Here is a 343-nt window from a genome sequence, read left to right on the forward strand (position 1 = left end):
AGGGCGCCCGGCAGTACATGGCGCAGTACGACCGTCCGCTCCCGCATCCCCAGCAGCCGCAGATGCGTGGCGACGGTTCCGTGCCGCCCGGCCGCCACGCCGACTCGGACCTGGCGCGTCAGGTCGCACAGATGCCGGGCGGTCAACACGCTGACCGGCAGCACCAGCACGGCCGGCTGTGCCAGTAGCGCGGCCGTGTCCATGCCCACGGCGGTGGCCGGCAGCAGCCCGGCCGCCAGCGACACGGCGGCGACCAGCAGCAGCCCGAGCACGAACTCCGGTACGGCGTGCAGGAGTACGGCCGCGGAGTTCAGCGCCCGGTCGAGGCGGCTGCCCTCCCGCA

1 protein-coding gene is annotated in these 343 nt (G+C 74.6%); it reads right to left on the reverse strand.

Going from position 1 to position 343, the window contains the following annotated elements:
* Nucleotides 1-343: ABC transporter permease subunit (locus AN216_RS00190; protein WP_139140805.1), on the reverse strand; the 343-nt coding region annotated here is incomplete at both ends.

The sequence above is a fragment of the Streptomyces oceani genome (assembly GCF_001751245.1).
Classification (GTDB): Bacteria; Actinomycetota; Actinomycetes; order Streptomycetales; family Streptomycetaceae; genus Streptomyces; species Streptomyces oceani.